The 5,356-nt window shown below is 37.7% G+C and carries 4 protein-coding genes and 3 pseudogenes; 2 read left to right on the plus strand and 5 right to left on the minus strand.

From position 1 onward, the window contains the following. Nucleotides 1–65: 65 nt before the first annotated feature. From RWZ99_RS08615 to RWZ99_RS08635, 5 genes and pseudogenes are all read right to left on the minus strand, one after another. Nucleotides 66–2,129: a heavy metal translocating P-type ATPase gene (locus RWZ99_RS08615; RefSeq protein ID WP_002893754.1), complete on the minus strand. Its 2,064-nt coding sequence runs from the start codon at nt 2,127–2,129 to the stop codon at nt 66–68. Between the two features lies 1 nt (nt 2,130). Next, nucleotides 2,131–2,409, minus strand: a complete 279-nt coding sequence (locus RWZ99_RS08620) for a DUF6110 family protein (RefSeq protein ID WP_002893755.1) — start codon at nt 2,407–2,409, stop codon at nt 2,131–2,133. A 180-nt stretch (nt 2,410–2,589) separates the two neighbouring features. Next, nucleotides 2,590–3,180, minus strand: a pseudogene (locus RWZ99_RS08625) (transposase); the annotation flags it as partial. A 148-nt stretch (nt 3,181–3,328) separates the two neighbouring features. Further along, a pseudogene (locus tag RWZ99_RS08630) lies at nt 3,329–3,662 on the minus strand (diacylglycerol kinase family lipid kinase); the annotation flags it as partial. Between the two features lie 3 nt (nt 3,663–3,665). Beyond that, a pseudogene (locus RWZ99_RS08635) lies at nt 3,666–3,809 on the minus strand (IS982 family transposase); the annotation flags it as partial. 350 nt (nt 3,810–4,159) lie between these two features. Here RWZ99_RS08635 and RWZ99_RS08640 point away from each other — a divergent pair. Next, nucleotides 4,160–4,768: a DUF1269 domain-containing protein gene (locus tag RWZ99_RS08640; protein WP_314678093.1), complete on the plus strand. Its 609-nt coding sequence runs from the start codon at nt 4,160–4,162 to the stop codon at nt 4,766–4,768. 244 nt (nt 4,769–5,012) lie between these two features. Then, nucleotides 5,013–5,234, plus strand: a complete 222-nt coding sequence (locus RWZ99_RS08645; RefSeq protein WP_002893762.1) for a tyrosine-type recombinase/integrase — start codon at nt 5,013–5,015, stop codon at nt 5,232–5,234. Nucleotides 5,235–5,356: the final 122 nt, after the last annotated feature.

The raw sequence follows: 5,356 nt of genomic DNA on the forward strand, positions 1-5,356 counted from the left end.
AAAGAGCCGTTATTCTCAAATGAGACAACTCCTTTTAGTTTTTATAACCTCAGCTTCTCGGTCTCTTACCTACTTTTAATAGAAAGACTACGAAGGACGATTCTTAAAGTAGTCAGATTGTGCAATATCGAAAGATTAGATGGGCTTAACCAATTTAACAACCCAAATCCAATTAAACTTCCATTTATTACAACTGTTTCTTGAATATTTCTTTGAATTAATTTCTGCAACGATTCAGATAAAGAATTCAATTCCTCGAAGAAATCTAAACGATTATCTAATAATAAAATATCACTCATCTGCTTAGAAATATCAGCACTTTCATTCATCACAACCCCAATATCTGCAAGCGTCAAGGCAGCAGAGTCGTTTAACCCGTCTCCAACCATCAAAATAGTTCGGCCAGCTTTCTGTAATTCCTGAACCAACTGAAACTTACCATCTGGTTTTAAATCAGTATAAACGTTGTCAAATGGCAGATCTTTAACCAACTCTTCTGTTCTAGCCAACGTATCACCAGTTGCCAGAATCAGTTTTTTCCCTTGGCGCTTTAGCTTTTTCAATGCAACTTTCGCCTCGCTTCTCAAGGGAGTGTGGATACAAAACATCCCAATTAATTCTTTCTTATAAGCCAAAAACAATAAATTGTAATGAGTCTTATATTGCTCAATCAAGGCCAGCTGCTCAGAACTAATTCTTACCTGTTCGTCTTGCATTAGTACATAATTTCCAATGACAACCGATTGACCATCAATTTGCGATTTAATCCCTTTGCTTGCAACATACTGAAGCTTGCCATGCATTTCTTCGTGTTCAATGCCTTCAATTTCAGCTTGTTTAACAATTGCATTGGCAATAGGATGATAGATATGTTCCTCCAAACATGCACTTATTCTTAAAATATCTTTCTCAGTATAATCTCCGAAAGGAAGAACCTTTTCAACCAAAGGATAACTCGTCGTGATGGTACCCGTTTTATCAAACAAGAAAGTATCCACTTCCAGATATTTTTCTAATACATCACCATCTTTAATAACCATTTCTCGATTTAGACCTTCCTTTATGGCCGTAAGGTAGGCTACAGGTGTGGATATTTTTAGAGCACATGAAAAATCCACCAATAAAAAGGAAATGGCTTTTGAAAACGAACCTGTTAACAGATAAGTCAAACCAGCACCTAAGAAGTTATATTTTACAACCTTGTCTGCCATCCTAATAAAATGACGTTGTTTTGTCTTCTTACTCTCTTCAGATTTTTTCATCAGATTGATGAGTTGCAAAATACGACTGTTTATCTGATTATCAGTCACACGAATTCTTAACTCTCCTGTTTCCAAAACAGTATTCGCACATACAGAATCTCCCTCTTTCTTTTCAACAGGGAAGCTCTCTCCAGTCAAGGAACTCTCATTGACCATGCCTAATCCTGAAACCACTTGGCCGTCAAACAAGATTTCATTACCTTGGGAGACAACTAATACATCACCTACTTGAACATCAGAACTCTTGATGCTGATGACCATGTCTCCCCGCACTAAGAAAACATCACTTTCTTTAGCAAGAAGGCTTTGTTCCAAATCTGTTGCTGTTTTTTTTAAAGACCACTGATCCAGATGATTACCCAAATCAAGCATAAACATGATGTTGCTAGCTGTCTTGGATTGGTTCATAAACAAGGACAACAAAATGGCCGAACAGTCCAAGACCTCCATGGTTAGTTCCTTGCGCGCTAAAGTTTGATAGGCTTCTTTGACATAACCCAAAGCCTGATAACAAGTCCAAATATAACGAATAGGGTAGGGTACAAAACTTCGAAACAGCAAACGCTTAATCGCTGCACCCGATACAATTGAATAAGCACTCTCTTCTCTACGAATGGGAAGAGTCATCAAGTCCGAAACTTTCCCCTTGTCAATTTTTTTTAAAAAGGCCTCTGCATTTTCTAATACAGAGAAGCCTTCTTTCATACGTAGAGTAAAGTGCTGCTGATCCATATAAAACTGAATAGAGTCGATCCCTTTTTCATCTTTAGCCAAGGAACGAAGATAATCTTGAATATCCAAGGTCAGTGAAAACGAGGACGATAATCGGATATGTTGATATCCTCTGTGTAGCACTTTAAAAGACATATTATTCACCTGTCAGGCTATCTAATTGTTCTTCTTTCTTTTCCTGTTCGTATAAATATTTAGCGTCTTGTAAAACATCATCACCGTGTTGTTTTACAACAGAAACAGATGCATCCAGTCCATCTTTCAATTTGTAAGCTTTAGCCAAGGCCTTAGAATAGCCTTTCTTAGCTTCTTTACTTGCTAAGACTTTCAAGCCAAGCGTCCCAAATGCTACCCCTCCTAAGAAGAGAGATGATTTTTTCGCAACTTTTGCGACGTTTAATACTTCTTTTAACATGTTTATTTCCTCCTTGTAACTATTGTAGCGAAAAATGACAGCAAAAGCAATTGCTGATATCTGATATATAGATAAAATTCTCTATACTGATATTTAATTATATTATGATGAAAACAATATACTTTATTTTTTGATACTGTCAATAATTATGTGTAAACACTTAAGTAGAGTTACGGAGTGTTAATTAAATAAGCTTTCAAGTGTATCAGAACATTGACCAAACCCTTTATGGATTCGTTGACTTTGCTTGAAATTATAATCTTCAAACAACGTAACTAAGTAACGTTCCAGAGCCTCCTCATTAGGAAAAAGAACCTTCTTTTTCGTTTGATGTTTGATTTCTTTGTTAAGAGACTCAATGAGGTTTGTCGAATACATGCTGTGCCAAATCTGGTAGGGAAACTGATAAAAAGTTAAAAGATTATCCGTCTTCTCCAGACTTTCCATGACTTTCCTATACTTTGGTTTCCATTCGGCGAGAAAGTCCTCTAAAGCTTGTCCTGCCATTTCTAAATTTTCAGCACGATAAATCATTATAAATTGCCCCAGAATAACCGCTCTATCTGCTCGTTTCACTTTACTAGCTAGATTTCGACTAATATGAATTAAGCAACGTTGTTGCTTGGCTAATGGATAAGCCTGACTGATAATCTGCTCAAGCCCCTTGAAGCCATCAGTCACTACAAGAGAAACCTGTTGGATTCCTTGGTTTTGAAGCTTGTCTAACAGGGTGGACCAAGAAGCATTGTTTTCTTGAGGCAACTGTGCATAGCATATCTCTATGCGACTAAAGTCGCTAGAGCTATCCTAATTGCGCACCGCCAGTTCTCATAGAAAAAAACACCTTGCAAGATGCAAAGTGTTTTCGTTTGTATTCTGCTGTCCAGCAACGAATTAACGTTTAGAGAACTGGCTAGCTTTACGAGCCTTTTTCAAGCCTGTTTTCTAGTATTTTTATATCTATTGGCAGATTATCCGACTTATCCCCATCAACATCTGACTCTAACTCAACCTCTGAAGAAATCCTAATATTGCGTACTTTGATATATTCGATATTATTGTTACCTACTAGATCCCCTTTTTAATAAATCTGGGATAGCCGATAATTTAGAAATGATGGATGAATCCTTTAAAATCAAGATATTTCCATATTCATCTGTATTTTCATCAAATAGTTTTTTGTCTGCATAGTAATTGGATAGAAGAACTAAGACCTGAGTAGCTTCACCTTCATAATTGCCATTTTTGCTTTCAAAAGGTAATAATTGCTTGTTCATAGCTTGGCGAATCAGTTGCACCAGCCAAATTAATTGTCTTGACCGACGAATAAAGCGACTTCTTTCAAGGATTCGACCATAAGGAAACAGTTGGCAGATTCTATAAAAGTGTCGATGTGATTCGGCACGCTCATCAGACTCGCTACACAGAGCTGGTACATAATATCTGCTATAATTTTCTGGAAGATTTGGTCAAGCGGTCTTTTAGCCGTGTGACAGGCATACAGGAAAAACACTATTTATTTACTTTTTGCACGGGAGGCTTTAAGATGTTGCTGGACGCCTTTCTTGATAATCACTCAGAGTCGCCAGAGTGTCTGGGCTGGGATATGGCAAAGATATACCGCTGCCTGAAACTGTTCTTTGACGCTGATAAACGCGACATATCAATTAAAATGTCGCACTAAAATGATTGAAAAGTGATTGAAACTGTATTATAATGAACGTATATATTTAGAAAAGAGGTACTAACTATGGAAAACCTAGTAGTTTCAGTCTTTAACACTGAAAGCGAAGCTTATCAGTCCTTTGCGGATTTGAAGGCTTTCCGCCAAACTCAGACGACCAAGGTTGCTCAAATCGCCTTGGTCAAAAATGAAAACGGTCACATCGTTGAAAAAGAACGCTATGACTTTGAAGATTCAACGACGGATGCAACCCTAGAAGGTGGCTTGCTCGGTGCAGTTATCGGGCTTTTGGGTGGTCCTATCGGCGTCTTGTTTGGTTATGGTATTGGTAGCCTCAATGGTTTGGTTGCTGGTGCTACCGTTGATACGGCAGAAGCTGGCCTGATTGACGTTGTTTCTCAAAAATTGACTAACGGTGAAACAGCCGTTGTTGCCTTGGTGCAAGAAGACAACGAAGCAGTCATCGATGCTTACTTCACCAAGTACGACACCCAAATCGTGCGTTGGGATGTAGCAACCGTCGTAGCCGAAATCGAAGCAGCTCTGCAAGTCCAAGAAGACCTCTACAACCAGGCACGTGCACAAATGAAGGCTGAACGTAAAGCCGAACGCAAGGCTAAACTTGAAGAATTCAAGGCAAATGTCAAAGCAAAATTTGACAAATTGAAAGCCTAACGTCTAAGCGTCTCATAAATTTAAATGTGACTGAGACGCCATTTAAAATTTATGTGCGTCGGATTCTCACAGTTAAATAATTGCGTTGACAAAGCCGTTACAGCCGTTCTTCCATTCTTTGAAAAGAATGTTTAATAGACAAGAAATCTGGACTAGTATTGGTCTGGATTTTTTTGTGAATATAGAGGTCATAGCTTTTTGACTATGCTTCGTTATAATTAGAAAAATTTTAAGTTTTATCAAGATGAAATCAGTCAGACGAAGACATCCCGAATTAGCACCAGCATCACCACACAAACTAAGACATACTGGTGCTACTCTTGCTAAACAAGCAGGTGTTTCTCTTGAAGCCTTCTCAGAAGCTCTTACTCATAGTGATAAAGAGATTACAAAAACTTACGTTAATATCAAAGATAAAGTCAATCAGACTGTAGGTGATATTGCTTTTCGTAGTTTAAAAAATTGATGGGGTGAATATGGGGTGAATTTTGGGGTGAACTTTGATTTTTTGAAACAAAAAAGACATCCAAGAAATAATTCTTGAATGTCTGTAAACGTTGATATAATCGTATTGATTAACGTTTTGAG

It is taken from the genome of uncultured Streptococcus sp., from assembly GCF_963545685.1.
In the GTDB taxonomy this organism is placed as follows: domain Bacteria; phylum Bacillota; class Bacilli; order Lactobacillales; family Streptococcaceae; genus Streptococcus.